We start from the raw sequence: 22,886 nt of genomic DNA, 5'->3' as shown, positions 1-22,886 counted from the left end.
CCGTCTTGCGCTAGATTGGCAGCCATGCTCAATATTGTTGCCATCTGCATCGGTGCCTGCCTGGGCGCCCTGTCGCGCTGGGGGCTGGGACTGTGGCTGAGCGCCGGAGCCAGCATGCCCTGGGGCACTCTTGCCGCCAATCTGATCGGCGGCTATCTGATCGGCGTCTTCATCGCGCTGTTTCAGGCGATGCCCCAGCTGGATCCGGCCTGGAAACTGGCCATCATCACCGGCTTTCTCGGTGCTCTGACCACGTTTTCCAGCTACTCGGCCGAGGTCATCGGCCTGCTGCAGCAGCAGCGCCTGGTCGCTGCTCTGGGCTGGGCCTGTGTGCATCTGGTCGGCTCTCTGTTCATGACCTACATGGGTATGCTCAGCTGGAGCATCGGGTTCAGCCGTTAAGCTGGCAGACCATTTGCCACTATTGCGGCAAACTGCTTCAGCGTTTAGAGGCGAAATACTCTCCAGGGCTATAGCTTTGTGAGCGTATAGTGCAAGCATCATCTGCACTACAGGTGCATTTGAGCTTGAAGTACTTGACGGATGGGCGGTCAGCGCTACGAAATCTTTAGGGATGGCTGTAGTCCGTGCTGCTCAGCATTCTAAGAACCGAGGGTCCATGCAAATTTCTTCACCCCTGTCCGATACCGATCTGGCCAATGCCTGGGCCGAGCTGCACAACCAGGCCCATAACGGCAAAGAGCTGGAACCTCAATCCAACCGCCTTGCATTCGCCGATCCGGAGTTCATGTTCCGCCGCGAAACCCGTGGCATCCGCATGCAGCTGGAAATGCTCAAGCCAGATCTGACCCAGATCGAGCGCGGCATCGAGCACACTGTGGTTGTCTACGGCAGCGCGCGCTTTGTGGATATGGAGCAGGCGCGTCAGCAGCTTGCGCAAGCCAAGGCCAGCGGCGATACCCAGCGCATGGCGCTGGCCGAACGCGGCATGCGCAATGCCGAGCGCTATGAGGCGGCACGCGCCTTCGCGCGCATCGTGGCGACCGAAGGCATGAAGCAGGCGCCCAGCGAGCGCTTCTACATCTGCACGGGCGGCGGCCCCGGCATCATGGAGGCGGCCAACCGCGGCGCGCATGATGCGGGTGCTCCCAATGTGGGGCTGAACATCTATCTGCCGCATGAACAGCATGGCAACCCCTACATCACGCCGGGGCTGAGCTTTAAGTTCCACTACTTTGCATTGCGCAAAATGCACTTCATGATGCGCGCCAAGGCGCTGGTGGCCTTCCCTGGCGGCTTCGGCACCATGGACGAGCTTTTTGAAGTGCTGACGCTGGTGCAGACCCACAAGAGCAAGCCCGTGCCCGTGATCCTGTTCGGCACGGAGTTCTGGAAGCGGGTGCTGAACTTCGATGTGCTGGTGGAAGAGGGCACCATTTCTGCCAAGGATCTGAACCTGTTCCGCTACACCGACGATCCGGCCGAGGCCTGGTCCTTCATTCAGCAGTTCTACCAGACCGGCTGGAACAACGGATAAGCAGTCACGCCTGATCACCAAACGGCCAGAAACCGCCAGAAGATTTTCCTCTGGCGGTTTTTTGTTGCCCATCAATGCATGAAGATAGTTCTTGATGAGCCAGTGCTTGGGCCTGGTTCGGCTTAAATGCCATGCAGCGACTGCTCGGCCAGTTGCTGGGCACGCGCGATCGAAATGCCTTCATGCTGATCGACGACCAGTGCATCGCTTCCCTCATCGCAGCGGTGCAGCACCACGCGCGGGCGTGTGCCGTCGGCCTGGATATGCACATCGGCCGGGCGTGATTCCTGCGTGGGGTAGACGGCAATCAGATTGGACAGCCAGCCAAAGAAAATCGGGTCTTCGGGAGGTTTGTCGAAGGAGTCCAGATAGCGGTGAAAACTGGCTTCGCTGGCCGACACCCAGATGCCCCAGAGAAAGGGCTCGTCCAGGCCATGGATCGGCACTTCCAGAATGGCGCGCACATAGTATTGCGTGCCTTCGGGGTGGGCGATGACGCAGAGCTCGTCGGTCAGCTCGGCCCATGCCTCGCGTTCTTGCTCGCTCAGGCGTCGGTAGGGTGCTGGGGCATCGAAAGCAAAGCTCGGCGATCCTTCGTGAATCTGATCGCAGTTGCTGCATTGGTAGGCAAAGATGGCGGCCATGGTGTAGGAGTTCAGCGTTTGCGAAATACCAGCGTACGGTTATTGGCCGGCATGGCCTGGTCGAGCTGCAACTCCATGCCGTGCTCTGCGGCCAGCGCCACGATGGCTTCAAAGTCGCGCAGGCCGCTGCGCGCATCACGCTGGCGCAGCCAGGCGTCGAAGGCACGGTTGCTGTCGCTGGTGAAGTGGCCGCCGTAGTTGAACGGGCCATAGATGGCAAACACGCCGCCTTCGGGCAAGTGCGAGCCCACCAGATCAAACATGCGCTGCACCAGCGGCCAGGCCACGATATGGCATGTGTTGCTGGTAAAGACGGCATCAAAGCCTGATGGATTCTTGGTTGCGGGCCAGGCATCGGTCGCCAGGTTGAACTCCAGCGGAGCAAGCAGATTGGGTGCTCCATGGGCGGCGTGCCAGGCCTGGATGCCTGCATGACTGTCGGCCAGGTCGCTGGTCTGCCAGATCAGCTGCGGCAGGCGCGGAGCGAAGTACACGCTGTGCTGCCCGGTGCCGGAGCCTATCTCCAGCACATGCCGGCTGTGCTGAAAAGCGGACTTCAGCACCTCGAAAATAGGGGCCTGATTGTTTTCGCAGGCCTGGGAAAAAGGCCGTTGCGGGGCTGTCGATGGAGGGTTTGGGGTCATGAGGGTCTTGGCGGGCAGACACGGGAAATCGTACAGGCATCTTCTCCCGAAATGCCAAGTCCGAGCACTGCGACAGCCTTCACGGCCTGAAGCGCAGCCTGATCTCGGGTCGCACGTTCAGGCCGCCGATTTTCCAGCTGTATGCGCCCATGCCCAGCATGGGGGTGGAGCTGGCGTTTTGCGAGAGCACCTCGGCATTGCCGGGCAGGCTGACTTTCAGGCTGCCATTCATGGTGATACCCAGTTGCGCGAAGTCTCTCTTTTCCTTGTCCTTGAGCGGTTTGGCGGCAATCGTCATCACGCCATTCCTGTCGATCTGCACGGTGAACATGTCCAGCAATCGCAGACCTTCACCGGGCTTTCGCTGGCCGGCAATCTCCAGCGCATAGCGCGCATTGCCTTTGTAGACGGCTTTCCTGACCTCGGGTTCGCTGCTCAGTTGCTGCGCTTGCGCCGCCAGCTCCTGGTGGTCTTTCTCGCTCAGCACACCTTGTTTTCTGAGCTTCATCACGGCCAGGGCATTCACCACCGTGCCGTCAAAGCGGTAGCTGTAGCTGCCATCGGCCTGCACTTCCACGTTGGCGGAGAAGCGCTCAGGTACCAGGCAGGCGGTCAGCAAGGCGACGAGGGCGGTGGTCGTCGACAGCGCAAAAAGCTTGTGCATGAGGACTCCTTTTGAGTGGCATTGAAGTGGCCCTGGGTGCAGAGGTCTGAGTCATCGTAGAGCAAACAGGGCATGCGCCAATAGGGGGCGCTATCAAGCCTGCGTGGAGTCTTGCCGGAAGATTATTCAAAAAGAGTGGCCGCAAGCGATTTCTACATAAGGGATATAGGCCCTTGGACTTTGATTTCGGCGGGTCGGCAGCGATCGTTCACTTGGATTTTGATTCGGCTTTGAGCTGGCTGATGGCTTCCTGAAAGCCCTGTAGATACTTGGTGCGCGTCTGCTCGGCCAGGCTAGGCCACTGCGCGGCTGGCAGGCTCAGCGATTCCATCGTCAGCCTGGCGGCCAGTTGCGGGTCCCGGGAGGCCTGCACCGCCTGCATACCGTGCAGATTGATCCAGTGCGGGTCGTAGGCGTGGGGTGTGCGGCGATCCCAGTCCACAACCTTGGCGATCAACTCCTGAGCCTTGTCCAGATCCTGAAACAGATGGCGGTTGATGGGGGCTCCATAGCTCTGATTCATCACATCGACCGCTTGTCTGGCAGTGGCGTCGGTACAGCGATTGGCGTCGAAGCGGGCACGCAGCTGGCCGGCGTAGAACCAGAAGGCAGCCTCGTCCCGCAGACCTGCCTTGAACAGTATTTGCGACAGCACATAGAACACGGGCGGTTGAAAGCGCTCGGGCGCGGCGCGTACGCGCTCGAGCACGGCTTGCTGCTGCTGAGGCGTCCCCTGCGACAGCAAGCGAAGAGCCTCCTGCCCCAGTCTGGTGTCGATCTGCGCATAGACTCCCTGGGGGACCAGTACCTGAGTCGCAGGGGAGGGCAGCGGTTTGGGCGCAGCCGATGGCTGCTGAGTCTGTGCGGAAGCAAAGCCCGAGAGCGCCACCAGCGCACCGGTCACCATCTTTGCTGCGACATGGCTCATGCTGAACTCCTTGTGCTTGCGATGCAAATCATTCTGGACGGCGTCAGACAAATACCCACTCTGTCGCATATCTTAATTAGCATGCTTGGTATCTGTGTCTCGTATTTACCAAGAAGCCCTGATTTCGATGAAGACTAGGCATCGCGTTGCCGTGAACCCCGAAAGCTTTGCTTGCTGATGGCGGCTGTGTGCCCAATGTCGGATTGGCCAGCACATCGGCTTTGTCATCGGTGCTGCGCCGATGGCCGAGAGCGGATGCCGCCTCGCCGCCGAGCTGACAGACGGTAAAAACCGGCAGGCTCAGTCCCGGGCGTTGAAGGCCCTGTGATAACTCACCTGGCCTTGCGGCGGCAGGCCTTCGAAAGTCAGGGCTTGAAAGTACTCGGCAGGCACTCCGGGCAGCACCAGGCCCGGCACCGTCCGGAAACCAAAGCGCCGGTAGTAGTCCGGATCGCCAATCAGCACGCATCCCCGCGCAGACTGCGCATGCAGAGCGCTGATGGCTGCCTGCATGAGTGCACTGCCGATACCCTGTCGCTGTTCTTGGGGAATGACGGAGATGGGGCCCAGGCCAAACCAGTGCAGGCTGCCGTCACTGATGGTGACGGGAGAGATGGCGACATGCCCGACGATTTGCTCGTCAATCTCTGCGACCAGGGACAGGGCAAGCGCCCCGGCTGCGCGCAACTCACGCACGATGAATTGCTCGGTGTGGTCGGTATGCGGTGCGTCCTTGAAGGCCTGTATCGTCACTTGCTCGATGGCCTGGGCGTCGGCGGGGAGTTCTGCTCGGATTTGCATGGCTTGGAATGGGTTCACAAAAATTCTGCCTCGACTATGCCGCAAACAGAGAAAGAGCCGGGGAAACGGCCAATGGCCCTGCTGCAGCCGCTGTCCAGGCGATCGGGCATGAAAAAACCGCCCGAAGGCGGTTCTTCAAGGCAGGGCCTGACGGGTGATTACACGCCGGCCACTTCAATGCCCTTGAATTCCCCGGTCGCGATCTTTTCCTTCCAGATGGCGGGGCCGGTGATGTGGGCGCTGGTGCCGCCGGCATCCACGGCCACGGTCACAGGCATGTCGACCACGTCGAATTCATAGATGGCTTCCATGCCCAGGTCTTCGAAGCCAACGACCTTGGCTTGCTTGATGGCCTTGGAGACCAGGTAGGCGGCGCCGCCCACGGCCATCAGATAGGCACTCTTGTGCTTCTTGATGGCCTCGATGGCGACGGGGCCGCGCTCGGACTTGCCGATCATCGAGATCAGGCCGGTCTGCGACAGCATCATGTCGGTGAACTTGTCCATGCGGGTGGCCGTGGTGGGGCCTGCTGGGCCGACCACTTCGTCGCGCACGGGGTCCACGGGGCCTACGTAGTAGATCACGCGGTTGGTGAAGTCCACAGGCAGTTTCTCGCCCTTGGCCAGCATGTCCTGGATGCGCTTGTGGGCGGCGTCGCGGCCGGTCAGCATCTTGCCATTGAGCAGCAGTGTGTCGCCGGGCTTCCAGCTGGCCACTTCTTCCTTGGTCAGATTGTTAAGGTCGACCTTCTTGGACTTGTTGTAGTCGGGGTGCCAGTCGATCTTGGGCCAGGTGTCCAGCGAGGGGGCATCCAGGTGCACGGGGCCTGATCCATCCATCACGAAGTGGGCGTGGCGCGTGGCGGCGCAGTTGGGAATCATGGCCACGGGCTTGGAGGCCGCGTGCGTGGGGTACATGTTGATCTTGACGTCCAGCACCGTGGTCAGGCCGCCCAGGCCTTGGGCGCCTATGCCCAGGGCGTTGATCTTTTCAAACAGTTCCAGGCGCAGCTTTTCCACGTCATCGAGCTCTGCACCGCTGGCAGCTTTTTGCTGCAGCTCGTACATATTGAGGTCTTCCATCAGGCTTTCCTTGGCCAGCAGGACGGCCTTTTCAGCCGTGCCGCCGATGCCAATACCCAGCATGCCGGGCGGGCACCAGCCTGCGCCCATGGTGGGGACGGTCTTCAGAACCCAGTCCACGATGTTGTCGCTAGGGTTCATCATGATCATCTTGGACTTGTTCTCGGAGCCGCCGCCCTTGGCGGCCACGGTCACGTCCACCTTGTCGCCGGGCACGATCTGCACATTGATCACGGCGGGGGTGTTGTCCTTGGTGTTCTTGCGCTTGAACTGGGGATCGGCCACGACGGAGGCGCGCAGCGTGTTGTCGGGGTGGTTGTAGCCACGGCGTACGCCTTCATTGATGGCGTCTTCCAACCCCATGGTGAAGCCTTCCCACTTGACGTCCATGCCCACTTTCAGGAACACGTTGACGATGCCGGTGTCCTGGCAGATGGGGCGCTGGCCGGTGGCCGCCATCTTGGAGTTGGTCAGGATCTGTGCCATCGCATCCTTGGCCGCAGGGCTTTGCTCGCGTTCATAGGCGCGGGCCAGATGCTGGATGAAATCCGGTGTGTGATAGTAACTGATGTACTGGAGGGCACCTGCGATCGAATCGATCAGGTCCTGCTGGCGGATGGAGGTGGTCATCGTGAAGCTTCTCGGGGGTTGCAATCTGTACGCGTGGGGCGCGCACGGTAAACCCATCGATTATCGGTCCAGACGACAATTCTTGCAGCCATAACCCACCGGTCTTATATATGACTGGTGGGGGCTGTGTGGCGTTCAGCCGGTCAGTGCGCCGAGGATGGAGGCCGAGAAATCGGCCTGACCACCTCGGCGATCGCCTCTTGCCCAGGCCAGCAGGCTGTCCGCCGGCATGGGGCGCGCGTAGAAGTAGCCCTGAAGCTCATCGCATTGCATGTCGATCAGGATGTCCCGCTGACCCGCAGTTTCCACACCCTCGGCCACCACGCGCAGGCCCAGGGCATGGGCCAGGCGCACGACGGCATGGACCACGGCGCGGGCATCTTCCTCGGTTTCCAGGTCGCGGATGAAGCTGCGGTCGATCTTCAGCTGCTGCGCGGGCAACTGACGCAGATAGTTGAGGCTGGAGTAGCCGGTGCCAAAGTCGTCGATAGAGAGAAAGATGCCGATGTCGCGCAACTCCTCGATTGCGCGCTGCGTGGCCTGGGTGTCTTCCATGGCCACGGATTCGGTGATCTCGCAGAGCAGCTGGCTGGCCTGTACGTCGTGGCGCAGCAGCGTCTGGGTGATGCGATCTGCCAGGCCGCTTTCGCGCAGCTGGTGCACGGAAAGATTGATCGCCACCCGCATCTGCAGTCCCATATCGCGCCACAGGGCCAGCTGGCGGCAGGCTTCTTCGATCACCCAGTTGCCCAGGCTGTTGATGATGCCGAAGCGCTCGGCCAGGGGAATGAAGATGTCCGGGGCAATCATGCCGCGTTCGGGGTGAGCCCAGCGCAGCAGCGCCTCGACCCCGATGATGTTGCCGCGCTCGCTGTCGATCTTGGGCTGGTAATGCAACTCCATCTGACCGCGCTGAATGGCGTGGCGCAGGTCGTTTTGCAGCTCCAGCTGCTCGGATGCATCGCTGCCCATATGCGGCTCGAACACTGCAAAACCGTTGCCACCATTGCGTTTGGCTGCGTACATGGCGGCGTCTGCGTTGGCGATCAGGTGGTCGCGGTCACCATGGTCGGGAAAGGCCACGATGCCGATGGAGCAGGTGATCTGCAGCTCCTTGTTGCCTAGGCGAAAGGGCTGACTAAGCGCCTTGAGAATGCGATTGGCCACCGCCATGCAGGCGGCCACGTCCTGGGTGTCCTCCAGCAGCACCAGGAACTCATCCCCGCCCACGCGGGCCACGGTATCGCTGCTGCGGGCTTCCGCCATGAGGCGCTCGGCCGCGCTGACGAGGATCTGGTCGCCTGCTGCATGACCGAAGGAGTCGTTGATGGGCTTGAAGCCGTCCAGATCCACAAACAAGATTCCCAGCCTCTCCTTGGTGCGCGAGCGGTTGGCGCGCTCCAGGCGCAGCAGGGCATGGATGAGGCGGTCTTCGAACAGCAGCCGGTTGGGCAGATTGGTCAGCGGATCGGCAAAGGCGCGCTGGCGCAGCTCGGTATTGGCCAGCTGCAGCTTGGCATTGGCTTCCTGCAGCGATTGATTGAGCTTGAAGGCAGTGCTTTGCAGGCGCGCATCGAGCAAGGTGCTGAACATCGCCGCAATCAGCAGCATGACCGTGGTGATGATGATGATGGTGGTGAGCTCGGGGCCGCTCAGGGCTTCCGCACTCAGGCAGACCGAGCCGCTGGCAAAGCTGGCTGCCGACATTCCGGTGTAGTGCATGCCACAGATTGCAAAGCCCATGACCAGTGCCGCCAATGTCTGGAACAGCCATAGCCGCTTGCCGGAGAGCGAAAACAGCGCGCGAAACAGAGTCAGCGCCGTGGCCGAGGCCAGTACTGCGATCAGAGCGGAGGCCGCCACCAGCGGCCAGTCCCAGGCAATCGGGATGGACATCTCGATGGCAAGCATGCCCAGATAGTGCATGGCGCAGATGCCGCCGCCCATGAGCAGCGAGGCGCCCAGAAAATGAGGCCAGCGGTATTCGGCCCTGGTTGCCACTCCAAAGGCCAATGCCGATGCCGCGACTGCCGCGACCCAGGATGCCAGCGTCAGAGCACCGCTGTAACCCAGGGTGATGGGCAGCTCAAACGCCTGCATGCCGATGAAGTGCATGGCCCAGACCCCCGTGCCCATCACCATGGCGCCGATGGCCCACCAGATGCGTCCGATTCTGCCCGAGGCCATGCGCATGCGACGGGCCAGACCCAGCGTCACAAAAGAGGCAAATACCGCGATGACGATGGAGACACACACCATCATCGTGCTGTAACTTGATGTCATGACGGTGGTGGCGATGGGGGTGGAAAGATCAGTGAACATTGATGTGGCGGGCCAGCAAGGCCGGTCGGATTCTTTGTCCGACATTGATTTAATGTAACTATGTATTTCTGGCCTTGCCGGCGCAGGGGTGTTGCCTCGATTGTGCTTGCCGCCTGCCGGGCTGAGCTAGCATGGGCCGGTTGTGGGAGTGGCCTGCCTGGCGGTGGGTCGACTTCCGTTTGCGGCCAACGGCAGCCAGATTTCTCCAGCCAGCTGCGCCGAGTTGTATTGCAAGGAGCGATTCCATGACAGTCACCCGCCAGGAAAAAGACACTTTTGGCCTGATCGATGTACCCGCCAACAAGCTCTGGGGCGCGCAGACGCAGCGCTCGCTGCAGAATTTTGACATCAGCGGCGAGCAGCAACCGCGTGAAATCATTGCTGCGCTGGCGCAGGTCAAAAAGGCCTCCGCCAGCGTCAACCAGGCGCTGGGTCTGCTGGACGAGAAAAAATCCAGAGCCATCAATGCGGCCGCCGATGAGGTGCTCGCGGGCAAGCACCCCGATGAGTTCCCCCTGGTGGTCTGGCAGACAGGTTCCGGCACCCAGACCAATATGAACGTCAACGAGGTGCTGGCCAATCGGGCCAGCGAGCTGATGGGCGGCGAGCGCGGTGAAGCCCGTCTGGTGCACCCGAATGACGACGTGAATAAAAGCCAGTCCAGCAACGATGTCTATCCCACGGCCATGCATGTGGCGGCGGTGACGGCCATCGAGCACAAGTTGCTGCCTGCCATCGCCAAGCTGCGTGTCACGCTGCTGGCCAAGAGCGAAGCCTTTGCCGATATCGTCAAGATCGGTCGCACGCATTTGCAGGATGCCACGCCGCTGACGCTGGGTCAGGAAATATCCGGTTGGGTGGCCCAGCTGGCCCATGGCGAAGCCCATGTGCGGGCTGCATTGCCGCATCTGTATGAGCTGGCCCTGGGGGGGACGGCCGTGGGTACGGGGCTGAATGCCCCCAAGGGCTATGCCGAAGGCGTGGCGGCGGAACTGGCCAGACTGACAGGCTCCCCGTTTGTCACCTCGCCCAACAAGTTCGAGTCTCTGGCGAGCTGCGACGGCTTGGTTTATGCACATGGCGCTCTCAAGACGCTGGCTGCAAGCCTGATGAAAATCGCCAACGACGTGCGCTGGCTGGCATCCGGGCCGCGCAGCGGCCTGGGCGAAATCTCGATCCCGGAGAACGAGCCGGGTTCGTCCATCATGCCGGGCAAGGTCAATCCCACGCAGTCCGAAGCCGTGACCATGCTTTGCGCCCAGGTGTTCGGCAACGATGTGGCCATCAATTTCGGCGGAGCCTCGGGCAACTTCGAGCTCAATGTGTTCCGCCCCATGGTGGCGCACAACTTCCTGCAAAGCGTGCGCCTGCTGGCCGACGGCATGGTCAGTTTCAACGATCACTGCGCCGTGGGCATAGAGCCCAACCGTGCGCGCATTGACGAACTGGTAGGCCGTTCGCTGATGCTGGTGACAGCGCTCAACACGCATATCGGTTACGACAAGGCAGCCTATATTGCCAAGAAGGCGCACAAGGAGGGCAGCAGCCTGCGAGACGCGGCCATTGCCAGCGGCCATGTGACGGCCGAGCAGTTCGACCAGTGGGTCGTGCCCGAGCAGATGGTCGGCAATCTGTAAGCCGTTTCCGTACTGAAAAGAGCCCGCCTGCCGGGCTCTTTTCTTTTTGCCCAGGGTTTGCACACAATGCGACATCGTTGATGACTGGAGTCGGCATGCCCGCACAGCAGCACCTGGAGCAGGTTTCGGTTTCGGATCTACGGCCCACGCAGATGACGGTGGGGGCTGCCGAAGTGTCGCTCAAACGCTCTCAATGGGCTCAGCTGAAATCCAAGGCTCGCGACAAACTGTTGCTCAGTCACTGGTTTCCAGCCGTGAAAGGTCCTCAGGGCCGGTTTTTCATCGTGGATCACCATCATCTGGGACTGGCGCTGATGCATGAAGCGGTCAAAACCGTCTGGGTCATGCAACTGGCCGATCTGAGCGAACAGGGCGCGGAGATGTTTTGGCGCGTCATGGAGTTCCACCACTGGGCGCACCCTTATGACGAGAAGGGGCGGCGTTGCGAGTTTTCGCAGATCCCCCAGCAACTGAGCCAGCTTAGGGATGACCCGTATCGCAGCTTGGCGGGGGAGGTGCGCAAGGCCGGTGGTTATGCCAAGGATGCCTCGCCTTATGCCGAGTTCCTCTGGGCTGATTTCTACCGGCCTCTGTTTCGCAAGGCGGATTTGCGCAGCAGTGGCGGTTTGGGCTTGCCTGAGTCTGCGGTCGTGGAGGCTGTTGCGCTGGCCCGTAGCGTCAAGGCGCAGTTCTTGCCCGGCTGGTCAGGTGTGACCAGCAATCTGCACAAGCCTTTATGACTGCACGCTGGATGCTTGCGGGCGCGGACTGGATTGCGGGCCTGTCTATCGCGGGGCTGCTGCTGCCCGAGGCCGTGGCCTATTCTGGCATTGCCGGTGCGCCGCCCCAGGCCGGGGTGATTGCGCTGTTTGCGGGCTTGCTGGTCTATGGGCTGCTCGGTACCAGCCGCTTTGCGATTGTGTCGTCGACCTCATCCTCAGCGGCTGTGCTGCTGGCGGCCACGGGCTCGGTGCTGCATGTCTCGGCCGATCATCGCGCGCTCATGGGTGTGGCCATGGTGCTGGTGGCTGGGGTGATGTTTGTGCTGGCGGGCCTGCTGCGGCTGGGCGGCATCTCGCAATTCATTGCCAAGCCCGTGCTGCGCGGCTTTGCCATTGGTCTGGCGCTGACCATTGTGGTCAAGCAACTGCCACTGGCTGTGGGCGTGCATCCCGCGCACAGCGACTTTCTGCATTTCAGCTGGGACTTGATCGCGCTGCTACCGCGCTGGAACTGGTATGGCCTGACCATGCTGCTTGTGGCCTTGCTGGCGCTGCGGCTTCTGGCGCGGTGGAAAGCCGTGCCCGGTGCTTTGCTGGTGATTGCGGCGGGCATTGCGCTCGATGCACTGGGCTTTTGCAGGAGCTGGGGCATAGCGCCTGTGGGTTCGCTGCAACTGGGTGCTGCGCATCTGGCCCTGCCTGCGCTGGACTGGAGCGATTGGCTGCGCGTGGGGCAGCTGGCTGTGGCGCTGGCCCTGATTCTGTATGCCGAGTCATACAGCTCCATCCGCTCGCTGGCGCTGCGCCATGGCGATGGGGTGAACAGCAACCGCGATCTGCTGGCGCTGGGCGGCGCCAATATGGCCTCGGCCCTGTTTCAGGGCCTGCCTGTGGGTGCAGGGTTTTCGGCCAGCTCGGCCAATGAGGTGGCTGGCGCGCAGACCAAGGCCGCAGGCCTGATTGCTTGCGCCGTGGTGGCCGTGCTGGTGTGGCAGTTGCTGCCCTGGATGGAGCGAATCCCTGAGCCCTTGCTGGCCGCCATCGTCATTCATGCGGTGGCACATTCGCTCAACTGGCGCACGCTGCAGCCTTATTTCATCTGGCAGCGTGATCGCGCCGTGGCGCTCACAGCTTTTGCTGCCGTGATTGTGCTGGGTGTGCTTGATGGCCTGCTGCTGGCCATGGTGGTCAGCATTGTGATGCTGCTCAAGCGCATGGCCCAGTCCCATGTCAGCGAGCTAGGGCGGCTGGTGGGCAGCCATGATTTTGTGGACCGCCAGCGCCACCCAGAAGCGCAACCTGTGCCGGGTCTGCTGATTCTGCGGCCCGAGGAAAGCCTGTTCTTTGGCAATGCCGAGGCTGTGATGAGCGATATCCGCGCGCGCGTGGCGCAAGCTGCAGATGTGCATGCCGTGGTGCTGAGTCTGGAAGAAAGCCCTGATCTCGACAGCACCGGCATTGAGGCAATGGGCGAGCTGGCGTGTCAGCTGCAGCAAGCCGGGGTGCTGCTGCGGCTGGCCCGCGTCAAGGACAGTCTGCGCGAGCTGCTGCAGCGCGTGCAGATGCCGGGGCTCAACCCCGACTGCTATTCAGCCTGGAGCGTGGACGATGCCGTGCAGGCCTTGACCGCCGATTTTCACCAGGTGCCCGGCGGTGCCACACAGCCTGCGTCTTCGATATAGACATGCTTGCCTTGCTCCAGCTCGTCGGCCAGCAGCGCCAGCCAGGCTGAGAAGCTGGGTGCAAACACGCCCTTGGGGCCGCCCTCGTGATCAAACTCGATGATCTGGCCCGCATGGCCACCAGCCGCTGGCGCAAGGTCCAGCATGGCGCCATCGCCGCAGTTGTCGGTCAGGGGAATACGCAGTGCATCCCAGTACACGGGGCGCAGGGGGCCTTGCAGATAGTCGGGGTTGTAGTCCGGGCCAAGCCCCCAGCCTTCGCTCTTTTGCATGTCCGCATACATCTGCCAGACCTCCAGCATGCGCTGTGTGGACAGCAGCTCGCCAAAGTACAGCAGATAGGCCTCATTGGCCGCGCCGTTGTGCAGGGCCAGTGACTCACGCACATCGTCCGGCAGGCGCTGACCCAGGGCGGCTTCCAGCTCGGCAATTTCTGCCTCGCTGGCGCCATCGGCCAAGACCAGAGTGTCTTTGGGTGTGTTCTGGGCATACCAGGCGCCGATGCGCTGCCAGCTTTGGGCGATGGATGACATGGTGCTCCTTGAATCTGTTTGCTACTGAATATATAGCTGTTTACGATTTTCCATCAAGCGCTAGAGGCCGGTTTCATCTTGAGCGCGCTGCGAAAGCCCAGCTGACCCACGATGCAGGCAATCAGCAGCACTGTAAAAGCCGATAGCGCCGGGCTGCCACCCAGGCTGGCTCCCAGCGTGCACAGACCGCCCACGGCCATTTGCGTGAAGCCATAGACTCCGGCGGCCGATCCCGTCAAATCGCTGTGCACGCCCAGAGCCTTGGAGAGTGCGGCGGGGCTGGTCATGCCGGAACCCAAGGTAAACAGCAGCATCAATGTCACGACAGCGGGTACGTTGATCAGCTGCAGCAGCGTCAGGACTACCAGTGCAGCCGCACAGCCCAGGCTCAACATATTGCCGCCCAGTATCAGCCGCTCCAGTGGCCAGCGTTTGATGAGCTGGCGTGCCAGCGCATTGCCTGCTGCCATGCCGGCCATCAGCACCCCGAGGTAGATTCCAAGCTGCGCCTTGCTGGTGTGCAACTGCTCGATGAAGATGAACGGCGCTGCAGCAATAAAGGCGTACATGGATGTGGTGGCGCTACCGCCGCCTATGGCGAAGCCCAGAAACTGGGGGGAACCCAGCAAGGTTCGATAGTCATTGCGCACGGTGCGCCAGTTCAGCTTGCCGGTGGGGTGACCGGTCTCAGGAAGCAGGCGCCAGACTCCGATGGCCGTCAGCGCGCCCATGAGCGCCAGCACCGCGAAAATGATGCGCCAGCCAAACAGGGCATCCAGCCCCGAGCCTATGGAGGGGGCGATGCCCGGGCCAATCATCATCATGAGATTGAGCAAGGCCAGACTGCCCACGGCGGTTTCCGGTGTCGCAGTGTCGCGGGCAATGGCGCGGCCCAGTGCCAGGCCGGCACAGCCGCCCAGAGCCTGAATCAGGCGCGCGCCAATCAGCATATTCGCGCTGGGGGCCAGAAAGGCCGCAAGGCTGGCGACGGTGTAGAGACACAGTCCGACCAGCAACAGAGGGCGGCGACCCAGTGCATCCGACATGGGGCCGTAGATCAGCTGGCCCAGTGCCAGGCCGAGGATGTAGACGGTGATGGTCTGCTGCATCTGTCCGCTGCTGGCGCCGAAGTGGCGAGCAGCATCGGGCAGAGCCGGGATGAACATATGCATGGCCATGGTGCCGGCAATGGTGACCATGACCAGCAGCCAGAGCGGCGCTTTGCGTACAGGGGTGACGGGACTTTGCATACAAGTGAAATCCGGAACTGGCTGTGAGGGTTCTGTTGCGTGCGGCGCTAGTTCAGCTTTCGGGCTGGGAGCCCTCGCTGGCGCTTGCTTCCAGCGCAGCCATCTTTTCCAGCATGGTTTCCAGTGCATCCAGTGTGGCGTCCAGCAGATCGGGGGGCAGCTCCTGCATGACTTCGCTGCGGACATCCGCCACGATGGTCTTGACGGTCTCGACCTGAAGCAGTCCGGCCGCCGTGAGCTGTATGCGCTTGACGCGCCGATCGGCATCGTCGATGCGCTCCACCCAGCCTTGGGCCTGAAGGCCGTCAATCAGTCGCACGATGGAAGAGCTGTCCAACGCCAGCGCCAGAGCAAGGTCCTTTTGCCGCATGGCACCCGCACTGCGCTCCAGGTGGACCAGGGGCAGCCACAGCGCCTGCGTCAGACCCAAGGGTGCCAGGACCTTGTCCAGCGTGCGGCGCCATTGCTTGTTGACCTGCGCCATGACGAACATGAGCTGGCGCTGACGACTGGACAGTGAGGCGGTGCTGGACATTCCGAATGCATTCAAATAGTTGGTATTCAAATTATTGCGCAAACAGTATTTATCTTGTTAACAGGGTTTTAGGCAAGGATGCTGTGACCTGCTGTCGTCGGACATGGCACCTTGTCAGGCGTGCGACGCATCGTCCAAACGGAGTGCGGATTTGCCTGTGCTGCGAGCTGCTCCTGCTTGTTCAACAATTTCCTGATTGCTGACGGGAGCGCTGCGGCAAAACGACAAATCACCACAGGAGACAGACCCTATGCAAAGCCCTGCATGCATTCGATCCCACCACCGGCCAAACCGGCGTTTGATGAGCCTGGCCGTTGCAGGATTGCTGGGCTGGCTGTCCATACTGGCGCTGGCTGCGGAGCAGGTGGATGACGCTCATATCGAAGCCAATGCCAGGACCGGCAAGGACTGGCCCAGCCATGGGCTGAACTATCAGGAAAATCGCTTCAGCCCGCTCAAGCAGATCCACAGTGGCAATGTGGACCAACTGGGCCTGGCCTGGTCGTACAAGCTCGATTCGTCGCGCGGCGTGGAAGCCACCCCCATCGTGGTGAACGGCGTGATGTATGTTTCCGCCCCCTGGAGCGTGGTGCATGCGGTGGATGCGCGCACGGGTAAGGCGCTATGGACCTACGACCCACAGGTGCCGCGCGAGATGGCCTACAAGGGCTGCTGCGATGTGGTCAACCGCGGGGTGGCCGTCTACAAGGGCAAGGTGTTTGTGGCTGCCTTCGACGGGCGGCTGATTGCGCTGGACGCTGCCGCGGGCCGGCAGGTCTGGTCCACGGACACCATAGACAACAAGAATTTTTCATACACCATCACGGGCGCTCCGCGAGTGTTCAAGGGCAAGGTCTATATCGGCAATGGCGGCGCCGAATATGGTGCTCGCGGTTATGTGACGGCCTATGACGCCGAGACCGGCAAGCAGGTTTGGCGCTTTTATACCGTGCCAGGCGATCCGGCTCGGGCTTATGAGAGCAAGGCGCTGGAGGAGGCGGCCAAAACCTGGGACCCGGCAGGCAGGTATTGGGAGAGCGGCGGTGGCGGAACGGTCTGGAACTCGCTGGTGTTCGACCCAGAACTCGATCAGATGTATATCGGCGTGGGCAATGGTTCACCCTGGGCGCACCGCAAGCGCAGTCCTGCGGGGGGAGACAACCTCTATCTGGGCTCCATCGTGGCGCTGGACCCGGACACGGGTGCCTACAAATGGCACTACCAGGAAACGCCGGGCGATAACTGGGACTTCACTTCTGCCCAGGATATCGTGCAGGCTGACATCAGAATTGACGGCAAGCTGCGCAAGGTATTGCTGCATGCGCCCAAGAACGGCTACTTTTTTGTGATCGACCGCCAGAGCGGAAAATTCATCTCCGCGAGGAACTTTGTGCCCGTGAACTGGGCCAGGGGCTATGACGGCAACGGCCGTCCCATCATGGAGGAGGCCGTGCGCAGAGCCAGCAAGGCCGAGATCATTCCCGGCCCTCTGGGGGCGCATAACTGGCATTCCATGGCCTATAGCCCGCAGACAGGGCTGGCCTATATTCCGGCCCAGCATATTCCCACGGCCATGGCCGACGATCCGAACTGGATCGGCTTCAACAGCAATACGCCGGGCCAGCTCATGAGCAATACCGGCTGGAATACGGGGCGTGTGATGCTGGAGCCCAGCAGCCTGCCCTTTGGCCGCCTGATCGCCTGGGATCCGGTGCGGCAAAAGGAAGCCTGGCATCAAAAGCATGTCTCGCCCTGGAATGGCGGAACGCTGGCGACGGCCGGCGATCTGGTCTTTCAGGGAACGGCCGACGCGCGGCTGGTGGCCTATCACGCCAGAAGCGGCAAAAAGCTCTGGGCGGCTCCCATGGGCAGCGGCGTGATTGCGGCACCGGTGAGCTATGAACTGGACGGCCGGCAATATGTCTCGATTGCAGTGGGCTGGGGTGGTGCTTTTGGCCTGGGTGACCGCGTGGCCGACTTCAAGAGCCCCGGCACGGTCTATACCTTTGTGCTGGGAGGCAAGGCCCCGATGCCGGAACGGGTGGCCTATCAGATGAATGCCCTGATCGGTGGGCTCAAGTACGACCAGCAACTGGTGCCGGCCGGTGCCGCACTCTACAACAGCAACTGCATTGCCTGTCACGGCTATCCTGGCATCAGCAAGGGCGGAGCCCTTCCCAGCCTGACCTATCTGCCTGCGGCCATGATTGACAATCTGGGCAGCTTCATCATCAACGGCCCGGCCACCTCGCGTGGCATGCCCGATTTTGCGGGCAAGCTCAGCGACGACGATGTGCAAAAGCTACGCGCCTTTATTCTCGCAATGGCCGATGCGGTAAGACCGGGCCTGCCGGCAGAAAAAGGCAGGTAAGCGCCGCCGACGCAGGACCGATCACGTGCAAACGCGAGCTCCCGGGCCGTCGCTCTTGCCTTAGAGGCCCAGCGACTTGAGCAGGTCGTCGGTGTCGCTGGAGGCTACAGCAGTATTGATAGCGGCAGGTGCTTGTCCAGATTGGGCTTCACGGGCCTGGGCCATGACAAGATCAGGGTCCGGTTTTTCCTGGGCCTCGAAGTCCTTGATCTTGATGAACTCCATGTGATCCACCGCCATCTCCAGATAGAAGATGTTGTTGTTGCCTGTGTAGAAGGTCACGCGGCGCGCTTCCGGGGCATCCAGATTGGCATCCACGCTCAGATTGACCTGCTTGTTCAGGCGGATCATCTTGGGCTGGCTTTGCGCGATATGGGTCTGCAGCTCGCGCTGCACCTTGCTGGTGAAGTCGCCAACGACCTGGTTCATCAGTTCGCCCATGACGTTGCTCACATCGTCCGAGGTATAGGAACTGGCCAGATCGCTCTCGGCCATGCCCATGGACAGCAGATAGCTGCGGTAGAGTTCCATGGCCGCATCGGCCGAGAAGTTGATGATGATGAGCGCAGAAAAGCCGCCATCGATCAGCACAAAGCAGCCGATATCGGGTTTGAGACTGGTCTTGGTGATGCGTTGCACCATGCCCGAGTACTGGATCGGGCACTGGGTGGCCACCTGCAGCACGCGCGAGACGGAGTTGCACAGGGCAATCAGCACATCTTCGGTGCCGTGGACGATGGGGGCGGTGGGTTGGCTCATGGCTGCATTGGTTCAAGAGATCGCTGATTATGTATGCAACACTTTGTTGCATAGAGATATCTGCAGCAATTGAAGGCTGCCGCTGTCTGTTAACGTGCCTGCTTTTGGAAAATCAGAGGTATTCATGCAGAGCAAGCTGTGGCGCCTGGCGGCCAGTGTCATTGTGGTGACGGGTTTGACCGCCTGTTCGAGCTTGTCCGGCATGACGGACAAGGTTTCCCAGACCTGGGACAAGACCTGGACCGGTCTGACGGGCAAGAAGCAGGCCCAGGCCCAGACCGAGGTCAGGCAGGCCGGCCCTGCCGCCGCAGGCCTCAAGCCTAGCGAGGAAAGCGGGCGCTGGCAGGGGCTGTACAGCCTGGACGGCGAGACGGCCCGGTTTCAGGAATGCGAAAGCGGCCAGATCATCGGCGTGCTGCCCGAGGGAGACAGCGTGCTGCTGGAGCAGGCCTATCTGAACACGCGCAGCAGCGCCACTGTCGCCATGCTGGCCGAGGTACAGGGCAGGGTGGTGGAGCGAGCCGTGGCTGATCCGGTGCTGGCTCGACAGGGGCGCAAGATGTTGGCGCTGCGGGTGGAGCGCTTTGTCGCCCTGTCCAGCCAGGCGGCCTGCCGCAATGCCAAGGCCAACTGGTAGGCAGCGGCCCGCTGCCGAAAGCACTTTTGATAGCTGCCAGCGCTTTGTCATAAAGCGCTGTAGCCGTTTTTGATCCTTATCTGGCAGCGGCGCGCGCCTGCTCCAGCCAGCTGTCAAAAGTCTGCTGATGGGCCTTGATCCAGCCGTCCACATGGCGGCTGACGTCGGCCGAGCTGCTCTCGCCCTGGCGCATGCGCATGTTCTGGGCATTGATGTCCTCGATGGGCAGCTGCATCACGGCAAACAGTTTGGCAGCGGCCGGATTTTTCTCGGCCCAGGCCTTGTTGGCCAGGATGTATTGCTGATTGAGCTGGAAGCCGTAGTTCTTGCCATTGGGTAGCTGGGTCTGGTCCTCGCCCTGTGCCCCGGGGACATTGGGTACCTCCAGCCAGCTGACCTCCTTGCCCGGGCGCAGCACGGTGTTCACCCAGAACGGGGTCCAGACGTAGTAGAGAATGGGCTTGCCGCTTTTGTAGCGGGTGATGGTGTCGGCAATCAAGGCCTGGTAATTGCCTTGCCTGTGGGTGATGCTGGACTCCAGATCCAGTCCCTTGAGATGTTTGTTGATGGCCAGCTCGCAGCCCCAGCCGGGGTTGCAGCCCGTCAGGTCGGCCTTGCCGTCGCCGTCGGTGTCGAACAGCGCCGCCAGCTTGGGGTCCTTGAGCTGCGTGATGCTGGTGATACCGTACTTCTCGGCCGTGGCCTTGTCGATCAGATAGCCTTGGACCGCATTGCGCGAATAGGTGCCAGAGCGATAGAAGGCCTTGTCTGCGCCATTGTTCTCATAGAAGGCACGGTGCAGAGGCATCCAGTGAGTCGCGGTAAAGGTGGCATCGCCCTGGGCCACGGCCACATGCTGGGTGCCGTTTTCCAGGCTCTTGACGGGCTGTACCCGGTAGCCCAGCTTCTCCAGAGCACGCGAAACCAGCAGGGTCTGGAACATTTCCTCATCCACCGTGCCCTTGAGCGGTTGCACCGAGACGCCTTTGCCGGGCAGATCGCCAGAGCTCGTTTGTGCTTGAGCGGCAGCAGCACCAAAGCTCAGCAAGGCGATGGCAACCAGATAGCGGTATCGGGGCTGCAGGGTTGGGAGAGGGGAATGTGCGGGCGTGTCGCGGTGCATGAGTACTCCTTGGATGCTGGGTGCCTACCCCGAAATCAGCATGAAAAAAGCGAGAGGGTTGATGAAAGAAACGGCGCCCGAACCCGGTTCGGTGCGCCGTTGGCGAATCAGGATTTCAGGGCTGCGGCCTTGGCCTGGACAATCCAGGCGTCAAAAGTCTTCTGGTGGCCCTTGATCCAGGCGTCCACATGGCGGTGGATATCGGCGGGCTTGCTTTCCCCTTCGCGCAGCAGCTGGTTCTGGCGGCTGATGTCGCTGATGGGAATCTGCATGATCTCGAATAGCTTGCCGGCAGCGGGGTTCTGTTCGACCCAGAGCTTGTTGGCCACGATGTACTCGTTGTTGAGCGGAAAGCCGTAGTTGCGGCCATTGGGCAGCCGGGTGTCGGTGCCGGCCTGCACGCCGGGCATGGAGGAGCGCGGTACTTGCAGCCACACCACTTCCTGGCCGGGGCGCAGCACATTGCTGAGCCAGTACGGTGTCCAGGCGTAGTACAGCACGGGCTTGCCGGCCTTGAAGCGCGCCAGCGTGTCGGCAATCAGGGCCGGATAGTTGCCCTGGGTGTAGCTGACGGTGTTTTCCAGACCGAAAGCCTTGATCTGGTGGGCCACCACGGCCTCGCCGCCCCAGCCGGCGTTGGGGCCGATCAGATTGGCCTTGCCGTCGCCGTCGATATCGAACAGGGCTGCCAGTCCAGGATCCTTGAGCTGGTCGAGATGGGTGATCTTGTGTTCGTCGGCCGTCTTCTTGTCGATCATGTAGCCCTGGGCCGCACCGGCTGCATACACGCCCTTGCGCGAGAGCTTGGCGTCGCCGCCGGCCTGCTGATAGAACTCGGCGTGGTGCGGGTTCCAGTGGTTGGCCATGAAACTGGCATCGCCATTGGCCACGGCCACGTGGATCAGCGGGTAGTCCAGCTCTTCCCAGGGCTTGACGGTGTAGCCCAGTTGCTGCAGCGCCTTCATCACCAGCAGTGTCTGGAAGTTCTCCTCGGCCAGAGCGCTCTTGACGGGCAGCACGGTGATGCCTTTGCCCGGAAGCGCATCGCCAGACACATTCTGGCCGGCTGCCCAGCTTGGTGACTGGCCCAGACTCAGCGCTGCGGCTCCGGCCGTGCCCAGCAGCAGCTGGCGCCTGGTGCGTCGGTTTGGGGTCAGGGTCTGCACAGACTTGCTCATTGTTCTTGTCTCTCCTTGGCTTGGGTGGGCCTGCGGCCCGATTGCAAATGACACCCCACGCTCCCCACTGCGTGTGGTTCGCGGCCCCTCCAGGAGGGGCGTTTTATCTTGGGGCGGCCCGGTGATAAAAAAACGGCGGCCGCGCAAGCGGTCGCCGTGATTCGGGGATTGTGATCAGGACTTCTTGGCAGCCGCCAGCGCCTGGCTGATCCAGCCGTCGAAAGTCTTCTGATGGGCCTTGATCCAGCCGTCGGTGTGACGCTCGATGTCGGAGGCCTTGTTCTGGCCCTGGCTCATCATGTAGTTCTGGGCGTTGATGTCGCCCACGGGCAGCTTGATGATTTCAAACAGCTTGGCTGCCGCAGGGTTTTGCTCGGCCCAGGCCTTGTTGGCCACGATTTGCTGGTTGTTGGCAATGAAGCCGTAGTTCTTGCCGTTGGCCAGCTTGGTGTCGGTGCCGGACTGTTCGCCGGGTAGCGCGGAGAACGGGACCTCCAGCCACACCACGTCCTTGCCGGGCTTGAGCACATTGCTCACCCAGTAGGGCGTCCAGGTGTAGTAGAGGATGGGTTTGCCGGCCTTGTAGCGCGTGATGGTGTCGGCCATCAGCGCCGAATAGGTGCCTTGCTTGTGAATGACGGTGTCGCGCAGCTTGTAGGCGCCAAGCTGGTGCTCGATCATGGCTTCGCAGCCCCAGCCCGGCGTGCAGCCCGTCAGATCGGCCTTGCCGTCACCGTCTGTGTCGAAGAGCTTGGCAATTTCGGGGCTCTTGAGCTGACCCAGATTCGTGATCTTGTACGCATCGGCCGTCTTCTTGTCGATCAGATAGCCCTGGGCCGCATTGGCCGAGAACACGCCCTTGCGGTAGAGCTTGGCGTCGCCGCCCGCATTCTTGTAGTAGTCGGCGTGCAGCGGGTTCCAGTGATTGGCCATGAAGGTGGCATCGCCGTTGGCCAGTGCAATATGGGCCGTGGGGTATTCCACTTCCTTCATGGGCTGGACCTCGTAGCCCAGCTTCTCCAGGGCCTTCATGACGAGCTGGGTCTGGAAGGCTTCTTCGGCAATCGAGCTCTTGAGCGGCTGGACCTTGACGCCCTTGCCAGGAAGCTCGTCGGCAGCGAAAGCAGCGGTGCTCACCATGGACAGGGCCATGGAGGCTGCGGCTGTGCTGGCAAGCAGCCAGTGGCCCAGGCCATGGCGGATGCTGGCAGTGTTGGTGGCTGTATTCATGCGTTCTCCTTGTTCT

At 61.6% G+C, this 22,886-nt stretch carries 22 protein-coding genes; 7 read left to right on the top strand and 15 right to left on the bottom strand.

The genetic code is table 11. The features are described 5' to 3' along the window. Positions 1–24 precede the first annotated feature (24 nt). Positions 25–402, top strand: a complete 378-nt coding sequence (crcB, locus tag FSY45_RS14460; protein WP_003061043.1) for a fluoride efflux transporter CrcB — start codon at positions 25–27, stop codon at positions 400–402. A gap of 217 nt (positions 403–619) precedes the next feature. Further along, positions 620–1,498 (top strand): TIGR00730 family Rossman fold protein, encoded by an 879-nt coding sequence (locus FSY45_RS14455; RefSeq protein ID WP_012837553.1) that lies wholly within the window; start codon positions 620–622, stop codon positions 1,496–1,498. 4 nt (positions 1,499–1,502) lie between these two features. Here the strand turns inward: FSY45_RS14455 and FSY45_RS28265 are convergent, their stop codons facing one another. The 8 genes from FSY45_RS28265 to FSY45_RS14420 form a co-directional block, all read right to left on the bottom strand. After that, positions 1,503–1,631 (bottom strand): hypothetical protein, encoded by a 129-nt coding sequence (locus FSY45_RS28265; protein WP_255432077.1) that lies wholly within the window; start codon positions 1,629–1,631, stop codon positions 1,503–1,505. Then, positions 1,621–2,142, bottom strand: coding sequence for a DUF2199 domain-containing protein (locus FSY45_RS14450; protein WP_046461380.1), 522 nt, complete (start codon positions 2,140–2,142; stop codon positions 1,621–1,623). The genes FSY45_RS28265 and FSY45_RS14450 overlap by 11 nt, the downstream gene beginning before the upstream one ends. Before the next feature lie 11 nt (positions 2,143–2,153). Continuing rightward, complete coding sequence (locus FSY45_RS14445) at positions 2,154–2,786, bottom strand: DUF938 domain-containing protein (protein WP_046461381.1); 633 nt, start codon at positions 2,784–2,786, stop codon at positions 2,154–2,156. A gap of 79 nt (positions 2,787–2,865) precedes the next feature. Then, positions 2,866–3,450 carry a hypothetical protein gene (locus FSY45_RS14440; protein ID WP_046461382.1) on the bottom strand — a complete coding sequence of 195 codons (585 nt, stop codon included), beginning with the start codon at positions 3,448–3,450 and terminating at the stop codon, positions 2,866–2,868. Between the two features lie 208 nt (positions 3,451–3,658). Beyond that, complete coding sequence (locus FSY45_RS14435; protein WP_046461401.1) at positions 3,659–4,378, bottom strand: hypothetical protein; 720 nt, start codon at positions 4,376–4,378, stop codon at positions 3,659–3,661. 300 nt (positions 4,379–4,678) lie between these two features. Continuing rightward, positions 4,679–5,179 (bottom strand): GNAT family N-acetyltransferase, encoded by a 501-nt coding sequence (locus FSY45_RS14430; RefSeq protein ID WP_046461383.1) that lies wholly within the window; start codon positions 5,177–5,179, stop codon positions 4,679–4,681. A 158-nt stretch (positions 5,180–5,337) separates the two neighbouring features. Continuing rightward, complete coding sequence (locus FSY45_RS14425) at positions 5,338–6,891, bottom strand: fumarate hydratase (RefSeq protein WP_003061052.1); 1,554 nt, start codon at positions 6,889–6,891, stop codon at positions 5,338–5,340. A gap of 135 nt (positions 6,892–7,026) precedes the next feature. Beyond that, positions 7,027–9,213, bottom strand: a complete 2,187-nt coding sequence (locus tag FSY45_RS14420) for a bifunctional diguanylate cyclase/phosphodiesterase (RefSeq protein WP_012837559.1) — start codon at positions 9,211–9,213, stop codon at positions 7,027–7,029. Between the two features lie 245 nt (positions 9,214–9,458). Between FSY45_RS14420 and fumC the strand changes: the two genes are divergently transcribed. From fumC to FSY45_RS14405, 3 genes are all read left to right on the top strand, one after another. Beyond that, positions 9,459–10,850 (top strand): class II fumarate hydratase, encoded by a 1,392-nt coding sequence (gene fumC, locus FSY45_RS14415; RefSeq protein ID WP_003061054.1) that lies wholly within the window; start codon positions 9,459–9,461, stop codon positions 10,848–10,850. Positions 10,851–10,945: 95 nt separating this feature from the next. Further along, positions 10,946–11,590, top strand: coding sequence for a ParB-like protein (locus tag FSY45_RS14410; RefSeq protein WP_046461384.1), 645 nt, complete (start codon positions 10,946–10,948; stop codon positions 11,588–11,590). Then, positions 11,587–13,254 carry a SulP family inorganic anion transporter gene (locus FSY45_RS14405; protein WP_046461385.1) on the top strand — a complete coding sequence of 556 codons (1,668 nt, stop codon included), beginning with the start codon at positions 11,587–11,589 and terminating at the stop codon, positions 13,252–13,254. The genes FSY45_RS14410 and FSY45_RS14405 overlap by 4 nt, the downstream gene beginning before the upstream one ends. Here the strand turns inward: FSY45_RS14405 and FSY45_RS14400 are convergent. From FSY45_RS14400 to FSY45_RS14390, 3 genes are read right to left on the bottom strand one after another with little or no spacing between them, the layout of a single operon-like run. Next, positions 13,209–13,787 carry an SMI1/KNR4 family protein gene (locus tag FSY45_RS14400; RefSeq protein WP_003061059.1) on the bottom strand — a complete coding sequence of 193 codons (579 nt, stop codon included), beginning with the start codon at positions 13,785–13,787 and terminating at the stop codon, positions 13,209–13,211. The two genes, FSY45_RS14405 and FSY45_RS14400, sit on opposite strands and share 46 nt — an antisense overlap. Positions 13,788–13,840: 53 nt before the next feature. After that, complete coding sequence (locus FSY45_RS14395) at positions 13,841–15,037, bottom strand: multidrug effflux MFS transporter (RefSeq protein WP_046461386.1); 1,197 nt, start codon at positions 15,035–15,037, stop codon at positions 13,841–13,843. A 52-nt stretch (positions 15,038–15,089) separates the two neighbouring features. Then, positions 15,090–15,572, bottom strand: a complete 483-nt coding sequence (locus tag FSY45_RS14390; protein ID WP_003061063.1) for a MarR family winged helix-turn-helix transcriptional regulator — start codon at positions 15,570–15,572, stop codon at positions 15,090–15,092. Positions 15,573–15,873: 301 nt separating this feature from the next. On the opposite strand from FSY45_RS14390, the gene FSY45_RS14385 reads away from it, so the two are divergent. Continuing rightward, positions 15,874–17,943, top strand: coding sequence for a PQQ-dependent dehydrogenase, methanol/ethanol family (locus tag FSY45_RS14385; RefSeq protein WP_046461387.1), 2,070 nt, complete (start codon positions 15,874–15,876; stop codon positions 17,941–17,943). 60 nt (positions 17,944–18,003) lie between these two features. Here the strand turns inward: FSY45_RS14385 and FSY45_RS14380 are convergent, their stop codons facing one another. Further along, a complete protein-coding gene (locus FSY45_RS14380; RefSeq protein WP_003061066.1) occupies positions 18,004–18,702 on the bottom strand; it encodes a DUF3334 family protein in 699 nt (232 codons plus the stop codon). A 124-nt stretch (positions 18,703–18,826) separates the two neighbouring features. On the opposite strand from FSY45_RS14380, the gene FSY45_RS14375 reads away from it, so the two are divergent. Continuing rightward, on the top strand, positions 18,827–19,339 hold the full coding sequence (locus tag FSY45_RS14375) for a hypothetical protein (RefSeq protein WP_034378541.1): 513 nt from the start codon (positions 18,827–18,829) through the stop codon (positions 19,337–19,339). 76 nt (positions 19,340–19,415) lie between these two features. Here FSY45_RS14375 and proX (FSY45_RS14370) read toward each other — a convergent pair whose 3' ends face one another. The 3 genes from proX (FSY45_RS14370) to proX (FSY45_RS14360) all read right to left on the bottom strand — a co-directional run bounded on the left by proX (FSY45_RS14370) (position 19,416) and on the right by proX (FSY45_RS14360) (position 22,870). Further along, positions 19,416–20,462, bottom strand: a complete 1,047-nt coding sequence (gene proX / locus FSY45_RS14370) for a glycine betaine/L-proline ABC transporter substrate-binding protein ProX (RefSeq protein ID WP_052951076.1) — start codon at positions 20,460–20,462, stop codon at positions 19,416–19,418. A 107-nt stretch (positions 20,463–20,569) separates the two neighbouring features. Beyond that, entirely contained in the window at positions 20,570–21,640 is a 1,071-nt protein-coding gene (gene proX / locus FSY45_RS14365) for a glycine betaine/L-proline ABC transporter substrate-binding protein ProX (protein ID WP_052951077.1), read from the bottom strand. Between the two features lie 174 nt (positions 21,641–21,814). Next, the gene (proX, locus tag FSY45_RS14360; RefSeq protein ID WP_046461388.1) at positions 21,815–22,870 is read right to left on the bottom strand and encodes a glycine betaine/L-proline ABC transporter substrate-binding protein ProX; all 1,056 of its coding nucleotides are present in this window, start codon (positions 22,868–22,870) and stop codon (positions 21,815–21,817) included. Positions 22,871–22,886 lie beyond the last annotated feature (16 nt).

Origin of the sequence: Comamonas sp. Z1 (genome assembly GCF_008121555.1) — a bacterium.
Classification (GTDB): Bacteria; Pseudomonadota; Gammaproteobacteria; order Burkholderiales; family Burkholderiaceae_C; genus Comamonas; species Comamonas thiooxydans.
The sequence above is the reverse complement of the archived record's forward strand: the minus strand, read 5'-3'. Positions and strand labels throughout refer to the sequence as shown.